This is a genomic window from Methylocapsa aurea, assembly GCF_000746085.1.
Taxonomy (GTDB): domain Bacteria; phylum Pseudomonadota; class Alphaproteobacteria; order Rhizobiales; family Beijerinckiaceae; genus Methylocapsa; species Methylocapsa aurea.
Genome location: NZ_KN050804.1, coordinates 1 through 18,869, shown reverse-complemented (window position 1 = coordinate 18,869; position 18,869 = coordinate 1). Strand labels below are relative to the sequence as shown.

Annotated in this window: 17 protein-coding genes, 1 tRNA gene and 2 pseudogenes; 9 read left to right on the top strand and 11 right to left on the bottom strand. The window is 60.9% G+C overall.

The window, feature by feature from the left end:
• Positions 1-440: 440 nt before the first annotated feature.
• Complete coding sequence (locus DL86_RS15220) at positions 441-1,250, bottom strand: lytic murein transglycosylase (protein WP_036263271.1); 810 nt, start codon at positions 1,248-1,250, stop codon at positions 441-443.
• A gap of 325 nt (positions 1,251-1,575) precedes the next feature.
• On the opposite strand from DL86_RS15220, the gene mog reads away from it, so the two are divergent.
• From mog to DL86_RS15205, 3 genes are read left to right on the top strand one after another with little or no spacing between them, the layout of a single operon-like run.
• Positions 1,576-2,118, top strand: a complete 543-nt coding sequence (mog, locus tag DL86_RS15215; RefSeq protein ID WP_036263269.1) for a molybdopterin adenylyltransferase — start codon at positions 1,576-1,578, stop codon at positions 2,116-2,118.
• On the top strand, positions 2,119-4,638 hold the full coding sequence (locus DL86_RS15210; RefSeq protein ID WP_051953543.1) for a circularly permuted type 2 ATP-grasp protein: 2,520 nt from the start codon (positions 2,119-2,121) through the stop codon (positions 4,636-4,638). It begins immediately after the preceding gene.
• A complete protein-coding gene (locus DL86_RS15205; protein WP_036263267.1) occupies positions 4,635-5,525 on the top strand; it encodes a transglutaminase family protein in 891 nt (296 codons plus the stop codon). The genes DL86_RS15210 and DL86_RS15205 overlap by 4 nt, the downstream gene beginning before the upstream one ends.
• A 248-nt stretch (positions 5,526-5,773) precedes the next feature.
• On the opposite strand, the gene DL86_RS20040 is transcribed toward DL86_RS15205, so the two are convergent.
• From DL86_RS20040 to DL86_RS20595, 5 genes and pseudogenes are all read right to left on the bottom strand, one after another.
• A tRNA-Ile gene (locus tag DL86_RS20040) sits at positions 5,774-5,873 on the bottom strand.
• Between the two features lie 217 nt (positions 5,874-6,090).
• On the bottom strand, positions 6,091-6,498 hold the full coding sequence (locus tag DL86_RS15200; protein ID WP_036263265.1) for a DoxX family protein: 408 nt from the start codon (positions 6,496-6,498) through the stop codon (positions 6,091-6,093).
• A gap of 127 nt (positions 6,499-6,625) precedes the next feature.
• The gene (locus tag DL86_RS15195) at positions 6,626-6,844 is read right to left on the bottom strand and encodes a DUF4287 domain-containing protein (protein WP_036263262.1); all 219 of its coding nucleotides are present in this window, start codon (positions 6,842-6,844) and stop codon (positions 6,626-6,628) included.
• A 59-nt stretch (positions 6,845-6,903) separates the two neighbouring features.
• A complete protein-coding gene (locus tag DL86_RS15190; RefSeq protein WP_051953542.1) occupies positions 6,904-7,611 on the bottom strand; it encodes a helix-turn-helix domain-containing protein in 708 nt (235 codons plus the stop codon).
• Between the two features lie 282 nt (positions 7,612-7,893).
• Positions 7,894-8,106 (bottom strand): annotated as a pseudogene (locus DL86_RS20595) (IS1380-like element ISCARN79 family transposase); the annotation flags it as partial.
• A 205-nt stretch (positions 8,107-8,311) separates the two neighbouring features.
• On the opposite strand from DL86_RS20595, the gene DL86_RS15180 reads away from it, so the two are divergent.
• Both DL86_RS15180 and DL86_RS15175 read left to right on the top strand, forming a co-directional pair.
• Positions 8,312-8,785 carry a J domain-containing protein gene (locus tag DL86_RS15180; RefSeq protein WP_036263849.1) on the top strand — a complete coding sequence of 158 codons (474 nt, stop codon included), beginning with the start codon at positions 8,312-8,314 and terminating at the stop codon, positions 8,783-8,785.
• Between the two features lie 94 nt (positions 8,786-8,879).
• Positions 8,880-10,118 carry a metal-dependent hydrolase family protein gene (locus tag DL86_RS15175; protein WP_036263255.1) on the top strand — a complete coding sequence of 413 codons (1,239 nt, stop codon included), beginning with the start codon at positions 8,880-8,882 and terminating at the stop codon, positions 10,116-10,118.
• A 195-nt stretch (positions 10,119-10,313) separates the two neighbouring features.
• Here DL86_RS15175 and DL86_RS15170 read toward each other — a convergent pair whose 3' ends face one another.
• Both DL86_RS15170 and DL86_RS20590 read right to left on the bottom strand, forming a co-directional pair.
• Complete coding sequence (locus tag DL86_RS15170) at positions 10,314-11,288, bottom strand: amidohydrolase family protein (RefSeq protein WP_036263252.1); 975 nt, start codon at positions 11,286-11,288, stop codon at positions 10,314-10,316.
• Between the two features lie 280 nt (positions 11,289-11,568).
• Positions 11,569-11,757: pseudogene (locus DL86_RS20590) on the bottom strand (hypothetical protein); the annotation flags it as partial.
• Between the two features lie 328 nt (positions 11,758-12,085).
• On the opposite strand from DL86_RS20590, the gene DL86_RS15160 reads away from it, so the two are divergent.
• Positions 12,086-13,708 carry an ABC-F family ATP-binding cassette domain-containing protein gene (locus DL86_RS15160; RefSeq protein WP_036263245.1) on the top strand — a complete coding sequence of 541 codons (1,623 nt, stop codon included), beginning with the start codon at positions 12,086-12,088 and terminating at the stop codon, positions 13,706-13,708.
• A 560-nt stretch (positions 13,709-14,268) separates the two neighbouring features.
• On the opposite strand, the gene DL86_RS15150 is transcribed toward DL86_RS15160, so the two are convergent.
• Both DL86_RS15150 and DL86_RS15145 read right to left on the bottom strand, forming a co-directional pair.
• On the bottom strand, positions 14,269-14,787 hold the full coding sequence (locus DL86_RS15150) for a YqhA family protein (RefSeq protein ID WP_036263238.1): 519 nt from the start codon (positions 14,785-14,787) through the stop codon (positions 14,269-14,271).
• 45 nt (positions 14,788-14,832) lie between these two features.
• Entirely contained in the window at positions 14,833-15,066 is a 234-nt protein-coding gene (locus DL86_RS15145; RefSeq protein ID WP_036263236.1) for a helix-turn-helix domain-containing protein, read from the bottom strand.
• A 312-nt stretch (positions 15,067-15,378) separates the two neighbouring features.
• Here DL86_RS15145 and DL86_RS15140 point away from each other — a divergent pair, with 312 nt between their 5' ends.
• The 3 genes from DL86_RS15140 (at position 15,379) to DL86_RS15125 (ending at position 18,366) form a co-directional block, all read left to right on the top strand.
• Positions 15,379-16,071 (top strand): glutathione S-transferase family protein, encoded by a 693-nt coding sequence (locus DL86_RS15140; RefSeq protein WP_036263233.1) that lies wholly within the window; start codon positions 15,379-15,381, stop codon positions 16,069-16,071.
• Positions 15,969-17,222 (top strand): tRNA epoxyqueuosine(34) reductase QueG, encoded by a 1,254-nt coding sequence (gene queG, locus DL86_RS15135; RefSeq protein ID WP_245276414.1) that lies wholly within the window; start codon positions 15,969-15,971, stop codon positions 17,220-17,222. The genes DL86_RS15140 and queG overlap by 103 nt, the downstream gene beginning before the upstream one ends.
• Before the next feature lie 268 nt (positions 17,223-17,490).
• Positions 17,491-18,366 (top strand): SDR family oxidoreductase, encoded by an 876-nt coding sequence (locus DL86_RS15125; protein ID WP_036263227.1) that lies wholly within the window; start codon positions 17,491-17,493, stop codon positions 18,364-18,366.
• A 51-nt stretch (positions 18,367-18,417) separates the two neighbouring features.
• Here the strand turns inward: DL86_RS15125 and yidC are convergent.
• Positions 18,418-18,869, bottom strand: a 452-nt coding sequence (gene yidC, locus DL86_RS15120) for a membrane protein insertase YidC (RefSeq protein WP_036263224.1), incomplete at its 5' end; no start/stop codon positions are given.

Sequence of the window (18,869 nt, the reverse complement as noted above, 5' to 3'; positions counted from 1 at the left end):
CGAGGAGCTGCGACTGGCCTGTCTACACAAGGACAGCTTAGGCGAGAGGGGCCAAGGAAACTGCCGTAGATATCGGGAAAACTGTCAGCCGATGCAATCCAGCTACAACGGCGGCTTCTATGACGGCTATAATGTGAACGCCGTTTGTTCGGCGAAAGCCGACGCCAGAGGATTGTACGGGGACGTGCGCCAGGACTTTCGCATGAGCTGCATGAGGCAATTGCGCGGAATGTATTAATTCACCTCAAAGAGCATTTTTCGGTGCGGCCTCCCGACGCTAAATAAATCTTTACGGGGGCATCAAGAATTAAGGCTTGTAACGCAAAGGAATGCATCGACTTGACTTTGGGCGTCGGCTCAAAATATGGCAGGTCCTCGGCGAAGGACCTGCCTTTTTGCCTTACGACCGCAGGCGAAATCGGATTGCCGGAGGTCCCCGCCTATTCCCCTCCCGCGAGCTTCGTAGCAAAGAGCGCGATCGTCCGCGAATAGACATCGGCTTTGTTCCATTCCTTGATGACGGCGAAATTGGGCTGCCCTGGGGCCCATCCGGCGCCGCGCTGCCAGCCGTAGCCCTTCAAGTAATTCGCCGTCGAAGCGAGAACGTCGGGGACATCGTGAATGAGGTCGCGGCGACCATCGCCATCGAAATCGACCGCATATTTGAGGTAGGATGAAGGCATGAACTGGGTCTGGCCGAGTTCTCCCGCCCAGGCGCCGCGCATCGCGCTGGGCGCGAGGTCGCCGCGCTGAACGAGGCGCAAGGCGTCCATGAATTCGGCCTGGAACCGGTCTGTGCGGCGGCAATCATAGGCGAGCGTCGCGAGGGCGCGCAATGTTGGGACATCGCCGTTGACCGCGCCGAAATCGGTTTCAAGGCCCCAGATCGCGACGATTATCGCGGCTGGAACGCCATAGGTCTGCTCGATCCGGTTGAAGGTCGAGGCATATTGCTTGATCAGGGACGCTCCCTTGCGCAGCCGGTAGGAGTTGACCATCCGAGCGGAGAATTGCTCGAAGCTCTGGCGGAAGACATGCTGGCCGTGATCCTTCGAAACGATGGAGGGATCGTAGGCGATGCCATCGAGGGCGCTGATCGCCGATTCGGAAATGCCTTGAGCCGCGGCTTCGCGCTTGAAGCTTGCGAGCCAAGCCTCGAACCCAGCGGGATCGCGGCAGGTCGCGGCGTGAAGCGGCGCGAAGCACATGAAGCAAAGGATCAAAACAAAGAATCGGATCGCCGATTGCATGAAAACAACTCCGCCTTGGAAGTCCTCGGAAGGGAGGTTGGCGATTCGCCAGTGATCTTTTCAAGAATATCCCACAAATGCTGCTAAGATAGCGTTTTAGCCAGGGAAATTGCGTGACCATTGCCGCTGGCGGGAATCGGCCGGGAGCTCGTCCGGCCGGCGGAGGCGCCACTGTCAAAGGCGCCGTCGCCGCTATCTGCCAAAACGGCCGCATGCCTTGGGTAAGACCAGGGGGCAGTTCAACGCGCCCCGACGCCGGCGGTTCACAAATGCCGTCCAACTCCTTAAAGTCAAAGGTGGGACGCAAGGGGCTTAAGGGTGGGCGATGGCGGAGACGAAGCGCGCGGCGATCATCGGCGTGGTCACAATCTCCGACCGCGCCAGCATCGGCCTCTACGAGGACCAGAGCGGGCCGGCCATCATGGCCTATCTGGCCCGGATATTGATTAGCCCGTTCCATATTGTGCGCCGGATCATTCCGGACGGGTTTGAGTCCGTGCGCGACGCGCTTATCGAACTGGCCGATGCGGAGCATTGCGACTTGATCCTGACCACCGGGGGCACCGGGCCGGCTCCGCGCGACCTGACGCCCGAGGCGACGCTGGCGGCCGCGCCTCGCGAGCTGCCGGGCTTTGGCGAACTCATGCGCCAGGAAAGCTTGAAACAAGTTCCAACCGCGATCCTCTCGCGCCAGATTGCGGCTCATCGCGGAGCCTGTCTCGTCATCAATCTGCCAGGAAAGCCTGCTTCGATCGAAACATGCCTCAATGCGGTTTTTCCCGCGACGCCTTATTGTCTGGATCTCATTGGCGCCGCCTATCTTGAGACCGACGCCGCGATCTTGAAATCATTCCGGCCGAAACAATAGATGAGCTTCACCGCCGCGGATGCGATGACAAAAAATTTGACCGCGGCGCAGCGTCTGGCGGCGCTCGTCGCCAATTACAAGCCGCTCGCCGGCATCCCCGATGAATTCATCGGCGCGGATGGGCGCCCGCGCGCGCACTGGCTGCGTTACCTCGACTCGCTGACGGATCTTGGCGCCGACGACATCGGTCGGCGCTTCGCGACGGCGGATCGGCATATTCGCGATGCTGGCGTCTCCTACCGCATTTATGGCGATTCGAACGAGCGGGCCTGGCCGCTCTCCCATGTGCCGCTTTTGATCGAGGCGGGGGAATGGCGCGAGATCGCCCAGGGGATCGAGCAACGCGTGCAGCTCATGGAGCTGGTTCTCGCCGATATTTATGGCGATGGGCGGCTGATCGCGGCCGGCGACCTCCCTGCCGCGGCGGTTACCGGCTGCCCCGATTTTCTGCATCCCTTGCATGGCGTGAAGCCTCCGGGCGGCAAATTCCTGCATATTTACGCGGCCGACATCGGGCGCGGGCCGGATGGGAGATGGTGGGTGATCGGCGACCGGGCTCAGGCGCCCTCCGGCGCCGGCTACGCGCTGGCCAACCGTCTCGTCCTGTCGCGCGCCTTCCCCGCCCTTTACCGGGACATGAATGTCGAGCGGCTGGCGCCGTTTTTTCAGGCGTTCCGCTTCGGCCTGATGTCGATGGCGCAGCGTTCCGACCCACGGATCTGCCTGTTGACGCCGGGTCCTCTCAACGAGACCTATTTCGAGCAGGCCTATCTCGCCCGCTATCTCGGCTTTCTGCTGGTGGAAGGCGGCGACCTGACGATGCGCGAAGGCAAGGTCCATGTGCGGACCATCGCCGGGCTGAAGCGGGCGGATGTCATCTGGCGGCGCATCGACAGCGATTTCGCCGATCCGCTCGAACTCAACGCCCGCTCCCGCCTCGGCGTGCCGGGTCTCGTCGACGCCTTGCGGGAGGGTGGGGTGGTGCTCGCCAATGCGCTCGGCTCCGGAGTTCTCGAGGCGCCGGCCATGATGAGCTTCATGCCGAAGCTCTGCCGCAAATTGCTGGGCGAAGACCTCCGCCTGCCCAATATCGCGACCTGGTGGTGCGGCCAGCAAAAGGAGCGCGAGTCGGTCATCTCCGACCTGGACGAACTGGCGATCGCCGGCGCTTTCGGCAATCCGGTTCTGCGCTTTCCGGCCAATCAGCCGGTCATTGGAGCCGCGCTCACGCCGGAAGAGAAAAGCCGGCTCGTCAAGGCCATCGCCGAACGCGGCGTCGATTTCGTCGGCCAGGAGGTCGTCAATCTCTCGACGACGCCGGTATGGAACGACGGCCGGCTGACGCCCCGGCCCTTTGTTCTGCGCGTCTATGCCGCGCGCACGCCCGACGGCTGGCGGATCATGCCTGGCGGATTCTGCCGCATTTCGGACCGCGCCGACGCCCGCGCCGTGTCGATGGGCGAAGGGGTGCAATCGGCCGATGTCTGGGTGCTCGCCGACAAGCCGGTCGAAATGGTCACTTTGCTGCCGACCGACGAGACCGTCCGCATCCGCCGCGTCATGGGCAATCTGCCGAGCCGGGCCGCCGATAATCTGTTCTGGCTCGGGCGCTATCTCGAGCGCGCCGAGGCGACCTTGCGGCTGATCCGCTGCCTCGCCGGGCGGATGATCGACACCGACGCGCAGACCGTCAATGCGGGATGGACCGTCTCCAAGCTGACGAGCTTGCTCGTCTCCTGGCACGCCGCGCCGCGCGCCGCCGCCAGCGATTCCATGGGGCTCGCGGCGATCGCCCTGCACGGCGATGAGGACTATGGCTCGGCTCTGTCGATCGTCCGCGATGCGCGCCGCGCCGCTTCATTCATTCGCGAAAGGCTTTCGCCCGACGCCTGGCGGCTGATCGGCGACCTCAACCTCGCTTTGGAAATGGCCCCCAAGGCCCTGCTGACTGAAGCCGAGGCCTTCGAACATGCCGATGCGGCTTTGCGGACGATCGCCGGGATTTCCGGCTTGGCCCAGGAAAACATGAATCGCGGCGCCGGCTGGCGGCTGTTCGATATCGGGCGGCGCGTCGAGCGCGGCATCAACGGCTGCCGTTTCGCCCGCCATTTCGCCAATCGCGACGCGCCGGCCGACGATCTCGACGTCTTGCTCGACCTCTTCGATTCGCAGATCACCTATCGTTCGCGCTATCTGATGGGCGTGACGCTGAGCACGGTTCGCGACATGGTCGTGCTCGATCCGTTCAATCCGCGCTCCGTTGCGTTCCAGGTCGAGCGGCTCGACGAGCATCTGGAAAACCTGCCTTTGCTGAGCGATGACGGCATGCTTGAGACGCCGCGCCGGCTGATCGTAAAGCTCGCCGCCGAAATTGCGACTGCGGTCGCCTCCAAGCTCGACAATGAAAAAATTCTCGGCTTCGAGAAAAGCATTCTCGAACTCGCCGACGCCGTCGCCGCGCGTTATTTCCTGCAAGGGCCGCATGTCGCGCGGGCCGACAAGTCGAGCGGTCTGGCATGATCTATGACATTCGTCATGTGACGACCTATGAATATGCATCGAGCGTGACTTTCGCCCATTGCGCGCTGCGGCTGCTGCCGACCGACGCGCCGGGTCAAACGGTGCTCGCGAGCGAACTCGCCATCGATCCGAAGCCGGCGCAGATCGTCGAGCGGCTGTGCTTTTTCGGCAATCGCGTCACTTCCATCACGATCGAGACCGCGCATCGCGAGTTGATCGTCGAGGCGCGCACGAGCGTCGAGCTCGACCGTCCCGAACCGCCGCGCCCGGCGGTGACACTTAGCTTCGAGGAGGTGCGCGAACAGGCTTTCGACAGCGAATCGCTTGCTCCGGATTCGCCCGCGCATTTCCTGCATCCCAGCCGCTTCGTGCCGAGGTTCCCGCCCGCCGCCGAATATGCGCGCGCGAGCTTCCCCCAGGGCCGGCCGGTTCTCGAAGGCGCCGCCGAGTTGATGCATCGCATCAGGGCCGATTTCAAATATGACACCAAAGCGACGGTGGTCTCGACGCCCATTTCAGAGGCTTTCGAGAAGCGCCGCGGCGTCTGCCAGGATTTCGCCCATATCATGATCGCGGGCTTGCGCGGGCTTGGGCTGCCCGCCGCCTATGTCAGCGGGTATATCCGCACCATTCCCCCGGCAGGGAAAAAGCGCCTCGAAGGCGCCGACGCGATGCACGCCTGGGTGTCGCTGTGGTGCGGCGAGGACTGCGGCTGGGTCGATCTCGATCCGACCAATTCGATGATGATCGGCAATGACCATATCGAATTGGCGAAAGGCCGCGACTACGCCGATATCTCGCCCGTCGCCGGAATTATCCTCGGGTCAAGGGAGCAGGATGTCGATGTCAGCGTCGATGTCGTGCCAAGGGAGCCGGCCGGGGTCTGAGCGCGGAGGGGAGGCTCGGATGCCGGCGAGCCTTTCATATTGGACATTATCCGCCGCGCATAAAGGAGCCCGTCTACGCGAAAGCTGCCTCTCGTAAGTCATTGAAAATAAGCGGGTTAGACCAAGCAAAAGGGGTGCGCTTATGGGCAGCGGGGAGGACGAGAAGCCAAGGCAGCCGTTCAAGGGGAATCTCGTAAAGGCAACTCAAGCTTGCGAGCGCGCAGCAATCGGAAAGCCGTAAAGCCCTTTGGTGCGGTTGCAGGAGTCGAACCCGCGACCTACTGACTATTTATCAGCGATCGTGGCCAAATGAACGGTCTCTAGCCCCGCCGCGGGGTGAACTACCGCGTCCGAGCCTTCTCAGACATTCCATGGCAGATCGTCTAATGATCGGAGTTGGCCGATCGCAGCCGGACTGCTTTGGAGCGTGGCAATTGGAGAAGCAGCCGTTCGATCCAGCAAGCGGAGGCCGGCTGCTTTAGACTCCAAGCATATGCTCTATCCATTGACGAGCGCATCGGAATTGCCTCCGGTGCGCGCATAAGTGCCATCACCATCCCCGGTATCACAGTTCCTCCGATGGCGATCTCAAGGGAAGCAAGGCCCTGATCCGGGAGTCGCGCAGAAAAAGGCCACCCCATGCGAGGACAGCCAGATAAGCCCCGAACAGCATATGGGTGAAGAGCGGATTGCCCACGCGCAGATGCGTTGCAACGGCGCCCCCCATGTAGGCCGTCAGCAGGATCGCACCGAGCACCGCCGTTCGCGGGAAAGCATAGAGCGCGGTGCACAGCAACGCCACCACGCCCAGCCCTCGCGCCAGCTCCGGCAATGGCGGATAGCCGAGTTCGGCGGTCGTCTTGATCACCACGTCCAGCGGGACCAGTTTCATCCCGCCGTCGAGCAGCATGAAGGCGATGACGAGCCCGCTCATCACATAGCCGGCTGCGCGTCCAAATCTTTCTTTCGTCATTATCTTTCCCTGTCTTGAAGCTGCAGGACATCGCCCGACCGAGCGCCGATTGCGGGCCATGAATATCCAGCGGATCGGAATAATGAAGATGGGGCTGAGCGCGCCTCAACCTAGCTATTCCTTGGCCCTAGCTATTCTTGCCTTTGAGAAGCGCAACGATCGCCATGGCGTGACCATGGCCGAGGCCGAACTCATCCTTCAAGGCGGCGACGATGGCGCCCGCCTTCATGCCCTCCGCAAGTCCTTGCCCTGTAGAAAAACCCCGGTCGACGCCCCACTGGCGGAACTGGTCCGGGGTCTTCCCGGTCTTGGCTTCGATATTGTCAAGATAGGCCTGAAAACTCATAGCCGCGCTCCTTCGATTCGTTCTCGCCACCGAGGCGGGTGCGCGCCACGAATATCCGATCAGGCGCCTTTTGCTTTGTATGAGAACGACAGTTGCGGCCGCTCGCGCGCAAGCCGCGCAGGGGTCGTGCCGATCAGTTGTTTGACCGAGCGGGTGAGATGCGCCTGATCGAAATAGCCGGTGTCGAATGTCGCATCGAGGACCGAGCTCCCATCCATCAACAAGGCTGCCGCATGACGGGCCCGCACAATTTGCCGATAGCTGCTGAACGTCATGCCGGTGACATGGCGAAAATGGCGCTGCACCGAACGCAGGCTCATTCGGTCGCAATCGCCTTCGATCGCAGCGTCGGTTGCATGGCTCTGCGCGATAACGCCGGCGCGCGCCAGGCGAGCGACGAAGTTCTCCGCATTGTCATAGCTTGGGATTTCCCAGGCTTGGCCTGAAAACCAGAAGCGGCCATCGGCGAGCATTGGCAAATGGATATTCTGATGGTCGATTAAAGTCGCCGTCGGGATCTGCGGTAGATAGGCGCCCAGCCGAAAGCGGACGGCTAGCCATTCGCCGTTCGGTGGACATTCGACGAGGACGCCTTTGGACACTGGCCCCCGCAGCGTCACTGCCGAAAACTCCGGCAGTCTGGTGACGACGAACTCGATGCTGCTTTCAGCCATGGAGAGGAAGAAGCCGCCCTGCCGGCTCCGGCTGCGCCATATGCGCTCGACATAAGGTGAGTCCGATTCCCGATGATCAAATTCTATCAGCACGAGTGCATCCCGAAAACGCAGGTCGCCATGCTTCGAGCGTAATAGGAAAGGCTAGAATTGCATAATTCTACAGCGACCTTCGGCGCGCATTGTTGATAATCAGGGGCGACGATCGAAAAAACGCTGCTTTCGGGCAATGGCTCCATAACTCGCAAAACGACCGACATGACCGCGAACCGGCCCAAGGCAAATGCTATTCGGGCCGGAAGGCGAGTCCGCTTTGGGCGATTGGCGCGGCGGAGCGGACATTCGCGTCCGCACGGTCGAGCGGCATGGCGGCAACATTCCGACAAGAGCATGCCGGCCGTTCTCGCCGGTTCGAACATCCGCAAGCGCTTCCCCGGCCGTCGCACCGAGGCCGAGGCCATCGTCGCGTTCGCGACACGCAGGAAGTCCAGCATCGGGCGCGACCAAGCGGCGAAGTTGCAGCGTCAAACGGAGATCAAAATCGAGCCTGAGCGCCCCGTCATTCGATTCACCCGCCGGGTTGGCCATGTTCGGAGTCGCAACTCGCAAATAAGCCATTGAAAGTGATAGATTAATTGCGTCACGCTCTGCAGATTTACGTCACATGCGGCGAATGCGGTTTCAAAACCTTGGCTCTGAACATGCATGGACGCGCAGACGGTCCAACTGTCGCGAACCCTTTCGCACAAAAAGACGGGGTGGCGGCGCGGGCTCCTACATGAAAGAGCGCGGCATGACGGACAAAGAGGAATGGGTCGTCTGGAATGGCTCGCTGGGAATCCTCGATAAGGTGACGATCGGCCATATCGAGGATGGCGAGGGCGGCAGAAGCGCCTTTCTGGCGCCGCCCTATGACGTCGTGGGGCCGTTCAGTCTTGATGAACTTGAAGCGCGGGGCCGGATCGCCTTTGGCGCATGCCTCGTGATGTCGCGCCAGAAATGGCGGGAGAATCAGGTCGATCTGCGCCTCGAGGCGCGAAAAAAACGCCGGGCCTTCCTGTTTCAGCCGGATTTCGATGACGATCAGGAGCATCGCGAGGTCCTGAACCTGCCGATGGAGGGTGCGCTCAAGCCGTCGGAGATCAATGCCGCCTTTCGGCGTCTGGCCAAGACTGCGCATCCCGACGCAGGCGGCGCCGACGAAGATTATCGTCGCATCACGGAGGCGCGCGACTCCTTGCTCGAGCAATTCGCAAGCGCCTCGTAGAAAAGATTCGAAACGCTGCCTTCGATCAATGCCGCTTGACGGCTCTGGAGATCATCACGAAACTGCGCGCGACGATATATAGCGCGAGTTTCTGATGCCGGACACTCTTTTTGCAAATGCCAGTCTCGTTCTGGACGGCTTCACGGAATTGCAGCGATCGTACAACGTTCTCATCAAGAATAATCGCATTCATTCGCTGTCTACCGAGCCCATCGATCCCGTCGGCGCGGCGATAATTGATCTAGGCGGCCGGACGCTCATGCCCGGGCTGATCGACGCACACGCCCATATAACCGGACTGTCCCTAAGCCCCAAGAACGTTGCCTATCCGGCGTCGGAAATCGCTATCGCTTCGGCGAACTATTTGCGCAACAGCCTCATGGATGGCTACACTACTATTCGGGAGGCTGGCGGCGCCGATTATTCGATTGCCCACCTTGTCGCGACGGGCGCAATCATAGGCCCGAGAATATTTTATTCAGGCAAAGCGCTCACTCAGACAGGCGGAGGCGCGGACTTTCGCAAGGTCAGCGAACTGATCGACCCTTGCGGCCATATCAGTCCATTTTCCGTTATGTCGGTCATCGCCGATGGCGTTGACGAGGTGCGCAAAGCCGCGCGGGAAGAATTGCGGAAGGGCGCGACGCAAATCAAACTGTTTGCGTCCGGCGGCGTTGTATTTCCTTCCGAATCCCATTCCACACTCTATGAATTTTCTGAAGCCGAACTGCGCGCCGTTGTCGAAGAGGCAAACGCGCGCGGCGCCTATGTCATGGCTCATGTCTATACCGATGAAGGGGTGCGGCGGTGCCTGAAGGCTGGCGTGCGTTCAATTGAGCACGCCAATTTTGCCAGCGAGGAGACAGTCGCAATGATCGCGCAATGCGGCGCATTCCTTGACCTCACCTTCATATCGCTTGTCCAACGCATCGAAAGCGCTCATGAAACGCATCTTCCGGATAAGATTGTCGAAAACGTCAAGCAGACGGTCGAAAGGGGAAAACAGGTTTACAGATGGGCCAAGCAATATAAGGTTCCGATCGCGTTCGGCACCGATCTGTGGGGCCCGGAGGCGCAAAAATCGCAGCTCAGAGAATTTGAAATGCGGATTGATCTCGATACAGCTCCCAATGTGATCAGATCCGCCACGGCAATCAACGCGGAACTGCTGATGCAAAAAGGCAATTTGGGGACAATTTCGCCAGGCGCTTATGCTGATATTCTCGTTGTCGAAGGCGATCCACTCACCGATTTGCGCGTTATGCTGAAGCCGGAGAAAAATCTAAAGCTCATCATGAAAGACGGCGTGATTTTCAAGAACGAACTTGGGTGAATGCAACGGGCGAGCATCCCTTAGCGGTCTAAGGTTGGCGGCAAGTCGCCCCGCCGATTTTCTTGTTTACAGTAAACATGGCCATCAAACGGCGGCGGCACATGACGCGAGTCAGGGACGTCCATTGCCACGTGCCGGCCGGCCGGGGCCCCATGAGGATCCATGGAGGCCCTGCGCGGCGCGGCCGCCAATCGATCAGGCCGGCAGGCCAAAAAGCCTGACCGCGTTTAGGCGGCCGATCTTCTCGCGATCGTTTTCAGCAATGGTCGCGGCGTCAAACCAGGTCGCTGCGTCGCCGACTTCCTCGAATGGATAGTCAGTCGAGAACAAGACCCGATCGGATCCGATCTCCGAAATCGAGTTGATCAAGGCTTGGGTTCGAAATGAGCCCGAGGTGGTGATGTAGAAATTCCGATGGAAGCATTCTTGAAACGTCTTTTTGATCTGAATGCCTCTTGGCGCCGTGGCAACCCGATGATCGACGCGCCAGATCAGGAAGGGGAGTCCTTCACCGTGGTGACCCACGATTATCTGTAGATCTGGATGCCGGTCGAACAGACCGCTTCCCATCAGCCTGAGAGCATGCGTTGCGGTCTCCACACCGAAGGCCCATGCTGAGCCAAGGAGCCAAGGATGACCGTCGTAGATGCGGGCCCACGATGCGATGGGATCGCGAGGGTGCAAGTAGAATGGACGATTCAAGTTCGCAAACTCAGCCCAGAATCCTTTGTATCGGGCGTCATCTAAATAGACGACCGTCTCTTCGTCGCCGACCTGAGAAAAGCCGTTGATGAGGGCGCCGACGAAGCCTAGGTCGGCGATGCATCGGCGCGCTTCGAGGGCGGCGGCATCCGGATCTTGCAGCGGCAAAGCCGCGAATCCGCGAAATCGATCGGCTCTTTTGGAGACGTGTTCGGCAAGCAAATCGTTCGCCCGTCTCGCAATCTCCGTCGCCTTGGAGACGTCGCAAATGGCTTGGATAGCCGGCGCATTCAATGAGATGATCATCATCTCCATGCCGTACTGATCCATGAGCCTCAGGCGAATGTCGCCGACGTCTACAAGGCGTTTCTTCATCTCATCCCATTTTTCCGCCACGAAATACTCTTGCGAGTCGCCAACTGTGTCGGGATGCGAGAAATGCTCCTCAAGACCAATCTTTCCCTTCATCCTGTCACCCCTCGAAAAGCAAACGAAGTAGAGATCGCCTGTGGCGCGACGCGCCCGGAATTCCAATTGAGATTAGAGCGCATAAGGCGCGGCGTCCGCCACGTTGAATCCGCAGCAGCCAGTTGCGGCCCAATTACGCGCGGTCGTCAGATCGCGCATACAAATATCTGCTTGCGGCAGCAGGATCAATCATTGGGAACGAGGGCGATTGGCGCAGCGCGGGAGACGCCATCGCCGGCGCATAACTTCTCGCCGCTGGGTCGAGGAGATCATAAGATCGCTATGCCTCCGCGCCTTCTACAAGGGCGAGCGCATCCTTTATGTCGACGCCGAGGCGCCAAATGGCGCTTTCGATCTTAGCAGGGTCGAGCAATATCTGCGCCGCGCTCAGGTTGCCTGTCCGCCTATAGAGGATCGACGCCTTGGTTCGGCGAAGCGAATGCGTCCCATAGTCCTCCCGGCGCAATCCCTGCTGGAACGGGTAGCCAGCTATGCGGATGCCAAGCTCTGCGACGCGCTGCTCGTCTTCGGCGTCGCGGGGCGCTGGCTGTCAAATGCGCTCGCCCCGGATGGGCGCCGGACCGGAGGGGCCCCGGGCGCGCCCGATGACCTCGGCCAAGCCCATTTGACCCAGGCTTGGCTTGCTATTAGCGATGACCCGGAAGCGAGGAGCGCCGGCCGCGCAAGACCCCGCGCTGCAGGACCGCCCGCTCGATGACGGCCGCGACCGGTCCCCTCTTTCGCTTACGCGCCCCATGGCGTAAGGGCGCGGAATCTTATCTGGATGCCATACACTCATGATTCGTCTCGATAACATCGGTAAACAGAACGGCAAGCAGATCGTCTTCGTCGAGGCGTCGGCGGCGCTCCAGAGAGGCGAGAAGGTCGGTCTGGTCGGCCCCAATGGCGCCGGCAAAACGACGCTCTTTCGGATGATCACGGGGCAGGAGCAGCCTGACGAGGGTCAGGTGGTTGCCGATCGAGGGATTACCATCGGCTATTTCAGCCAGGACGTCGGCGAGATGTTCGGCCGCAGCGCCGTCGCGGAGGTGATGGACGGCGCCGGCCCCGTGAGCGCCGTCGCGGCCGAGTTGAAGAAACTTGAAGCCGCCATGGCGGATCCGGACCGGGCGGATGACATGGAGGCCATCATCGAGCGCTACGGCGAGGTGCAGGCGCGCTTCGAGGACCTTGGAGGCTATGCGCTCGAGGGCCTGGCGCGAGAGGTCCTGGCCGGGCTCAGCTTCAGCGAGGAGATGATGGACGGCGACGTGGGCGCGCTCTCCGGGGGGTGGAAGATGCGCGTGGCCCTGGCCCGCATCCTCCTGATGCGTCCGGACGCCATGCTGCTGGACGAGCCGAGCAACCATCTCGACCTCGAAAGCCTGATCTGGCTGGAGGATTTTCTCAAGGGTTATGACGGCGCGCTGCTGATGACCTCGCATGATCGCGAATTCATGAACCGCATCGTCACCAAGGTGGTGGAGATCGATGGCGGCGCGCTGACGACCTATTCGGGCGACTACGAATTCTATGAACAGCAACGCGCGCTGAACGAGAGGCAGCAGCAGGCCCAGTTCGAGCGTCAGCAGGCGATGCTCGCCAAGGAGATCAAGTTCATCGAGCGCTTCAAGGCGCGCGCCTCCCACGCCGCGCAGGTGCAAAGCCGGGTGAAGAAGCTGGACAAGATCGAACGGGTGGAGCCGCCTAAGCGCCGCCAGTCTGTCGCGTTCGAGTTCCCGCCGGCGCCGCGCTCCGGCGATGACGTCGTGAGCTTGAAAAACGTGCACAAGCGTTACGGCAACCGGAGCATCTACGAGGGTCTCGACTTCGCGGTGAGCCGCAAGGAGCGCTGGTGCGTGATGGGCGTCAACGGCGCCGGCAAGTCCACGCTGCTGAAACTGGTGGCCGGCGCCACGCAGCCGGACAACGGCGCGGTGGCCTTGGGTGGAACCGTCAAGATGGGCTATTTCGCCCAGCACGCCATGGATCTGCTCGACGGCGAGCGCACGGTGTTCCAATCGCTGGAGGACTCCTTCCCGCAGGCGGGGCAAGGATCGCTGCGGGCGCTGGCCGGTTGCTTCGGATTTTCCGGCGACGACGTGGAGAAGAAGTGCCGGGTTCTGTCGGGCGGTGAAAAGGCCCGGCTGGTCATGGCAAAAATGCTCTATGATCCGCCGAATTTTTTAGTGCTGGACGAACCCACCAACCATCTCGACATTGTGACAAAGGAGATGCTGATCACGGCGCTGTCGCAGTACGAGGGAACCATGTTGTTCGTCTCGCACGACCGGCGCTTCCTTGCGGCGCTGTCCAATCGCGTGCTCGAACTGACGCCGGAGGGCATACACAAATATGGCGGCGGCTACACGGAGTATGTTGCGCGGACAGGCCAGGAGGCTCCCGGACTACGAAGCTGACTGACGCTCAGACCTTTACGGCTGAGCTAAGCAACGTATGCAATTGACGTTCACAAGACCTAAGCCTTGGCATTTTAAGATTCGTGGCTAGCCCGCGAAAGCGTTGAAGACGCAAAAAACGGCGCTGGATAAGCGCCGCGTGGCGCCGGCTCGAGCAGACTCCCGAGTCGGGTTGGATCAAGCTTGGAACCCAGGAGACTGGCGTAAGCGGGGCGCCATGTTTTTGACGCGCTTTTGCCGGACCATCTCCGTTGACGAATGTGAGAGAGGGCAAAGCGATGACCCATTCATTGCGCCGCGATCGCAAGGTCAAGGCAATTGCCGAAGCGCTGGCGATGCTCGCTGACGCTCAGCCGCCACTAGCGCCGCATCTACGGCGTCCCGTCCTCGAGACAGAGGATTGGCTATTCGAAAGCGCCACCGCATTTTGCGCGGCTTTGGAGAAATATGCCGAACGCGGGAAGTTGCAGTCACGCCTCAAGACTATGCCGGGCAGATCGCGAATGTGGTGAAGACGCGGCCGAACGCGGGAATGTGGTGATGCAATGGCGGTTGCCTGTTCAATGGTCCTTGTTCGCACCCGAGTCGCTCACCCGGTCCGCGGTCGCCACAATAAGCATGACTACCGCGAAGGCGATCATGACGCCCACGAGCCAGGCGAGCGTGGCCGTGTTGGCGGTGTGGTCGATGTCCATGAACCACTCCAGCACGTGGACCGCCGTTATCGCCACGATCGAGCCCAGCAGCTTCTGCTTCAGGACAGCGAACCCGATCCTGATCAACCCGTTCGGCATATTAGGATGGTCGGCGGGGTTGATTGGTCTGATGAAATTCTCATAGCTTGAGCAGATCACGATCAAGATCAGATTTGCTGTGAGCGAGAGATCGACGAGGCTGAGGATGCCGACCAACGCCTCCGAATTGGGGGCATCCTTCAAATGCAACACAAATTCGGCAAGCTTGACAATGAATTTGTAAAGCAGCCCCGCCAAACCAACGATGAGCCCAAAAATAAATGGCGCCGCCAGCCAGCGGCTGTTGAAGATGACCGCCTCGATGCCGCGCCCTATCCCGTTCATGTGCCTAAAGCCTCGTTCGCGTCCACGGTTGAGCAGGGCATAGGCTCATTTCGCGCCCTTCTGCAACCGCACGCCCGGCCCGCCGCCGTTCTCAGCGATGAACTCGACGCCGGCCGATTCGAGGGCCGCGCGGACCTTATCGATCGTTGACTGCTTTATGCTGGTCCGGCCGGCTTCAATCCCGACGATAGTCTCATGAGAAACCGCTGCTAATTCAGCCGCTTGCCGTACGGTGAGGTCAAGTGCGGTCCGAGCCATCTTCAATTGCAGCGGGTTCATTATGGTATTTTATCCAATTGTCTATTGACCATAATTCGATAAAATACATTTATTGGACTGTATACCAGATCTGATCCAGGGAACAATCCAAAGCCGAACCAAACTGTTCCGCCAGCTGCCCGGCTTGCCAGCGCCACGTCGATCTCGCCGAGGCGCGAGCTTCGACCTCCGCCGTGCTAGATTAACGAAGTCTTTACCGAAACTTGGGATGGCTTGAGCATCTTCTGCCGGTTGGGTTCCTTAGAACTTTTACAGCCCTCGCCATCCGGGTCCGCCCCGCGTCCCTCCGATTGTCCCTAAACCCGAAGCTGAATGATCACTCTGTATCATCATCCGATCTGCCCGCATTCGCGTTTCGTCAGGCTTCTGCTGGGGGAATATGGCATCGAGCCGCAATTGGTCGAGGAAAACGTCTTTGAGCGCCGGCGCGATTTTCTGATCCTCGATCCGGCCGGCCAGACGCCGGTGCTCGTCGAACAGGACGGCATGGTCGTGCCGGGTGCTGGTCCGATCGCCGAATATTTTGACGAAACCCGGGGCCTCGCCTTGGGCAAGCATCGGCTTTTGCCGGACGATCCCGCCTCGCGGGTGGAAGTGCGCCGGCTGTTCGATTGGTTCAGCCGCAAATTCTTTGACGAGGTCACCAATTGGCTCGTCACCGAAAAGGTCTATAAGCGCTACATGCCGCGCGAGCGGGGCGGCGGCGCGCCGGACATGGAGCTTGTGCGCGCGGCGCGAACCAATATTCGCACCCATTTGCGCTATATCGCCTATCTGGCGGGCGGGCGCAAATGGCTCGCGGGAGACCGTCTTTCGCATGCCGATCTCGCCGCCGCCGCGCAACTCTCCTGCGTCGATTTTCTGGGCGATGTGCCATGGGACGAGAACGAAGGGGCAAAGCTCTGGTACGCCAAAGTGAAGTCGCGTCCGGCGTTCCGCTCCCTGCTCGCCGATCGGCTGCCGGGCCTCTCCCCGGCGCCGATCTATGCCGATCTCGATTTCTGACCTCGAACCTTAAGGCAAGGCTGCAAGCCAAGGCGCGACAACTCGGCTTCGATGTCTGCAAGATCACCCATCCCTCCGCCATTCCCGAGGCGGCGGAGAGGCTCGACGCCTGGCTGAACTCCGGCGCCGCCGGCGACATGGATTGGCTCGAAGCGACCAAGGCGCGGCGGGCGTCGCCGGGCGCACTCTGGCCAGAGGGGCGCAGCCTCCTCCTGCTTGGCATGAATTATGGCCCCTCCGGCGACCCATTGGCGACGCTCGCGCAAAGATCCGCCGCCAATATTTCGGTTTATGCGCGGAACCGGGATTACCATGATCTGATCAAGGGGAAGCTCAAGATGCTGGCGTCCTGGCTCGCGGCGGCGGCGCGGGAGGGCGGCGTCGAGGCGGCCGGATTCAAGGTTTTTGTCGATACCGCTCCGCTGATGGAAAAACCTCTGGCGCAAGCGGCGGGTCTTGGTTGGGCCGGCAAGCACACCAATCTTGTGTCGCGCGAATGGGGCTCCTGGCTGTTTCTCGGTTCGATCTTCACGACGCTGCCGCTCGCGCCCGATCAACCCGAGAGCGATCACTGCGGCAGCTGCCGGGCCTGTCTCGATATTTGCCCGACCAAGGCTTTTCCGCGTCCCTATGTGCTGGATGCGCGGCGGTGCATTTCCTATCTGACGATCGAACATAAGGGCCATATCGCCCTTGAGTTCCGGCCGCTGATCGGCAATCGCGTCTATGGCTGCGACGATTGCCTCGCGGTTTGTCCCTGGAACAAATTCGCGCGGATCGCGCGGGAGCCGAAGCTGCTGCCGCGCGACGAATTGCTTGCGCCGCGGATTGCGGACTTGCTCCGCCTTGACGATGCCGCCTTTCGCGCGTTGTTTGCCGGCAGCGCCGTGAAGCGAGTCGGTTCGGATCGCTTCATGCGCAATGTCTTGATCGCTGCGGGCAATTCCGGCGATGGCGCGCTCGTCTCGCCGGTCGCCGAAAAGCTCGGCGCGCAGTCGCCTCTTGTGCGCGCAATGGCGGTTTGGGCGCTGGGCCGGCTCGCGCATCGAGACTGTTTGCTGGCCTTCGCCGAGCGCTGGCGCACGCGTGAGAAAGATTCGGCGGTCGAAGCGGAATGGGTCGCGGCGATCGGCGGCCAGATCGCTTTCTGATTCCTTAGAGTCGGATGATTTTGGACGGAATCGCAACGCGATCTCGTCCAAAGTCTGAATCCGCCTCTTATCAAAGAGTTAGAGCATGATGTCGTCCGAAAACCGGTTTCCACTTTTCGGCATCATGCTCTAGGCATTTTTTCAAGGCGAACCAGTCGCTGCTTCGCTCGAAAACGCTCCAGAGCATGACGCCAAAGGGTCGCAGACTTTTGGAAAAGTTGGCGCGTTTTTGCAGATCATCCTTTGGCGCCAAAGAAGGTCGGCTTTCATGAAGCTTTTCGCTTTCGGTCTCGGCTATAGCGCGCTGCATTTCCTCGCCGGCTCCGGCTCCTCGTTCGATTCGCTCGCGGGCACCGTGCGGAACCCGGAAAAGGCGCGCGAGCTTCAACAGGAAGGCGTCGCCTGCTTCGTTTTTGGCCCGGAGGGGGAGGATCCGGCTATTGCGCAGCATGTCGCAGATGCCGATGTTTTGCTGGTCTCGGTCCCGCCGGGCGTTTCGGTCGATCCGGTGCTGGCCCGGTTCGGCCACCGCATCGCCAGTTCGCGCCGTCAGCAGACGATCATCTATCTCTCGACAATCGGAGTCTATGGCGACAGGGGCGGCGAATGGGTCGATGAGACCCAGGCGCCGACGCCTTCTCCTGGACGCTCGCAGGCAAGGCTTCAGGCCGAGAAGTCCTGGGCGGCCATCGGCAAGGGAACCGACAAGAAGGTCCATATCCTGCGCCTGGCGGGAATCTATGGTCCCGGCCGCAATGCGCTGGTCAATCTCAAGGCGGGAACCGCGCGCCGCCTCATCAAGGAGGATCAGGTCTTCAACCGCATCCATGTCGAGGATGTGGGCCGCGCCATCGCCGCCGCGCTCGCCTATGAGGGCAAGGGCGGCGTCTTTAACGTGAGCGATGACGCCCCGGCGCCGCCGCAAGACGTCGTCACTTTCGCGGCCATGCTGATGGGGGTCGAGCCGCCGCCGGAGCAGGATGTCGCAACCGCCGAAATGACCCCTATGACGCGCAGCTTCTATGCCGAGAACAAGCGCGCCTCGAACCGGAAACTGAAGGAGGAGCTTGGCGTCGAACTCGCGTTTCCGACCTATCGCGTTGGGCTGGAGGCGCTTTGGAACGCCGGGGAGGGGCGCGAATGAGCGGCGATCCCCCCGCGCTGTCCCGCTGGCTGGTCCAGGGCTTGGGTCATTTCAGCTTGCGGCTTTTTTTCGGAACGTATTGACGAGATTGTCCCAGAGTTCGATTTTGACGCCGGCCTGTTTCATGATCATGGTCTGCTGCAGGACGGAGAGGATATTGTTCCAGGTCCAGTAGATGACGAGGCCGGAGGGGAAGCTGCCGAGGGTGAAGGTGAAGACCACCGGCATCCAGGTGAAGACCTTCCGTTGCAGCTCGTCGGCCGGCTCCGGATTGGTCTTCATCTGGATGAACATGGTGACGCCCATGATCAGCGGCCAGACGCCGAGCGCCAGGAACGAGCCGAACACCGGCAGCGCGGTCGGATCGAACGGCAGCAGGCCGAACAGGGTGAAGACATTGGTCGGGTCGGGCTTCGAGAGATCCTTGATCCAGCCGAAAAACGGCGCCTGCCGCATTTCGATGGTGATGAACAAGACCTTGTAGAGCGCGAAAAACACCGGCA

Excerpts from the sequence above, each read along its gene's own strand:
- DL86_RS15220 (WP_036263271.1), bottom strand. The coding sequence starts at position 1,250 with ATGCAATCGGCGATCCGATTCTTTGTTTTGATCCTTTGCTTCATGTGC.
- mog (WP_036263269.1), top strand. The coding sequence starts at position 1,576 with ATGGCGGAGACGAAGCGCGCGGCGATCATCGGCGTGGTCACAATCTCC.
- DL86_RS15210 (WP_051953543.1), top strand. The coding sequence starts at position 2,119 with ATGAGCTTCACCGCCGCGGATGCGATGACAAAAAATTTGACCGCGGCG.
- DL86_RS15205 (WP_036263267.1), top strand. The coding sequence starts at position 4,635 with ATGATCTATGACATTCGTCATGTGACGACCTATGAATATGCATCGAGC.
- DL86_RS15200 (WP_036263265.1), bottom strand. The coding sequence starts at position 6,498 with ATGACGAAAGAAAGATTTGGACGCGCAGCCGGCTATGTGATGAGCGGG.
- DL86_RS15195 (WP_036263262.1), bottom strand. The coding sequence starts at position 6,844 with ATGAGTTTTCAGGCCTATCTTGACAATATCGAAGCCAAGACCGGGAAG.
- DL86_RS15180 (WP_036263849.1), top strand. The coding sequence starts at position 8,312 with ATGACGGACAAAGAGGAATGGGTCGTCTGGAATGGCTCGCTGGGAATC.
- DL86_RS15175 (WP_036263255.1), top strand. The coding sequence starts at position 8,880 with ATGCCGGACACTCTTTTTGCAAATGCCAGTCTCGTTCTGGACGGCTTC.
- DL86_RS15170 (WP_036263252.1), bottom strand. The coding sequence starts at position 11,288 with ATGAAGGGAAAGATTGGTCTTGAGGAGCATTTCTCGCATCCCGACACA.
- DL86_RS15160 (WP_036263245.1), top strand. The coding sequence starts at position 12,086 with ATGATTCGTCTCGATAACATCGGTAAACAGAACGGCAAGCAGATCGTC.
- DL86_RS15150 (WP_036263238.1), bottom strand. The coding sequence starts at position 14,787 with ATGAACGGGATAGGGCGCGGCATCGAGGCGGTCATCTTCAACAGCCGC.
- DL86_RS15145 (WP_036263236.1), bottom strand. The coding sequence starts at position 15,066 with ATGAACCCGCTGCAATTGAAGATGGCTCGGACCGCACTTGACCTCACC.
- DL86_RS15140 (WP_036263233.1), top strand. The coding sequence starts at position 15,379 with ATGATCACTCTGTATCATCATCCGATCTGCCCGCATTCGCGTTTCGTC.
- DL86_RS15125 (WP_036263227.1), top strand. The coding sequence starts at position 17,491 with ATGAAGCTTTTCGCTTTCGGTCTCGGCTATAGCGCGCTGCATTTCCTC.